This is a genomic window from uncultured Porphyromonas sp. (assembly GCF_934359325.1).
Lineage (GTDB): Bacteria > Bacteroidota > Bacteroidia > Bacteroidales > Porphyromonadaceae > Porphyromonas_A.
Window position 1 is genome coordinate 1 of record NZ_CAKRLH010000261.1, and the last position, 1883, is coordinate 1883.

General features: G+C 57.0%; 2 protein-coding genes. Both read left to right on the forward strand.

Going from position 1 to position 1883, the window contains the following annotated elements; translation table 11 throughout:
- Positions 1-1035, forward strand: a 1035-nt coding sequence (locus Q0F21_RS07585; protein ID WP_297238788.1) for a transporter associated domain-containing protein, incomplete at its 5' end; no start/stop codon positions are given.
- Positions 1032-1619: a 4'-phosphopantetheinyl transferase family protein gene (locus Q0F21_RS07590; RefSeq protein ID WP_297238790.1), complete on the forward strand. Its 588-nt coding sequence runs from the start codon at positions 1032-1034 to the stop codon at positions 1617-1619. The genes Q0F21_RS07585 and Q0F21_RS07590, both read left to right, overlap by 4 nt.
- The last annotated feature ends 264 nt before the right edge of the window (positions 1620-1883 follow it).

Genomic DNA, 1883 nt, shown 5'->3' on the forward strand with positions numbered 1-1883 from the left:
CACGCACAGACACTGGGCTTCATACTACAGGTGGTGGTGATCACCTTCGTCATCCTCTTGGTCGGTGAGATCATCCCTAAGGTCTCCACGCAGATGGATCCGCTGCGCGTGGCACGACGCAACGTCACGACGCTCTTCACTCTCTATGGCGCACTCAAGGGGATCAATAAGGCTCTCGTCAGGATGGGAGAGTCTATCGCCAGTTCACTGACAAAAAATAAGACTGAACTGGATCGAGAAGATCTCAGCAAAGCGATCGAGCTGACCACGGAGGACAGCGAAGAGCAGGGGGTACTCAATGAGATCCTGCTCTTCCAGCGCAAGACCGTCTCCGAGGTGATGACACCGAGGATCGACGTCGCAGCCATCGAGCTCTCCACACCCTATGCGGAGGTGCTGACCTTCGTGGAGGAGTGCGGCTACTCACGCATACCGGTATACGACAAGCGGATCGACTCCATCAAGGGGATCCTTTACGCCAAGGATCTCCTCCGACACCTCGGCGAGGCTCCCGACTTCCACTGGGAGGGACTGCTACGAGAGGTACTCTACACCCCGGAGGATGTCAAGGTAAGTCACATGCTGGAGGTTTTCCGCAAGGAGCGACGCCATATGGCTATCGTCGTGGATGAGTACGGTGGTACCAGCGGTCTCGTCACGATGGAGGATCTCCTGGAGGAGATCGTCGGAGACATTGAGGACGAGTATGACGAGGACGAGCAGCTCTACCGCGCTCTGCCGGACGGCACCTACATCTTTGACGGCAAGATCAGCATCCTGGACTTCCTCCGGATCGTCAAGGTCGAGGACTACGAGTCGCTCATCAAGGTTTCCGACGAGGCTGAGACACTGGCAGGGCTTCTCCTGGAGGTGAAGGGAGACTTCCCGCAGGTCAATGAGGTGATCACGGTCGACGGACATCAGTTCAAGGTCCTCTCCGTCACCAATCGACGCATCAGCAAGATCCTTTTTATCCCCGGCGAGGAGCATCTGCCGACGGAGGGAGAGACGGACAGCAGCGAGGAAAAAGCATGACCGGACGCTCCTCCGTAGTTGTCGTCCCGAGACTCGACCGGAACGAGGATACGCACCTCACCCTCAAGCGCGGGCTCCGCAGGATCTTCACCGAGGAGGATCTGCCCCATGTGGCTCACTTCTCCGACGGAGCACCTTACTTTCCTGACCGCCCCGATCTTCTCTACTCCTCCTCGGACTGCCACAGCAGTGTTGCCCTGCAGGTTGCGCCTATCGGGTCCCTCCCCGTGGGCATAGACGTGGAGGACAAGGCCGACCAGGCAGCGAGGATCCTCCCCCGCTATGCCACAGAGGAGGAGCTCGAGGTGATGGTGCGCTTCCCTGAGATCACCCCTCTGCGACTCTGGAGCGCCAAGGAGGCGGTCTTCAAGGCATTCAGCCGCTACGTAAGGGACTTCAGGAGAGACATCACCCTGATAGGGCCGGGACGCTTTGTAGTAAGCAGGCTCGGAGAAGTATCAGTGTCCTATAGGTCTGGGAGCGAACTATCAGCCCTCTCCGAGAGCCACCACACCTATCCGGACTCACTCGTCCTCGCCTTCGCCACCTCTCCCGAGGCGGAGGTCCGACTCATCGTCCTCTAAGCAAGAATCGACTTCTGACTAATACCGGTATTAGTGAAATCTATTACCGGTAATAGTCGACACTAATACCGGTAATAGATAAGTCTAATATCGGTATTAATTCTGACGGATCACTATCCGCTGCTTGCCTGTACATTGCACACCTGGCATAAAATGACGCATCAGCATCATACGGAGGACGCTTGCTAAAGAGCGTATCGGGACAGCAGTCGAGCACCCGGGCGATCCAGTATAAGGCGTGTTTGGAGGTTTCCGATCCGCCAC

What these genes read in the sequence shown, in the direction of transcription:
- Q0F21_RS07590 (WP_297238790.1), top strand. Translation starts at nt 1,032, where the DNA reads ATGACCGGACGCTCCTCCGTAGTTGTCGTCCCGAGACTCGACCGGAAC.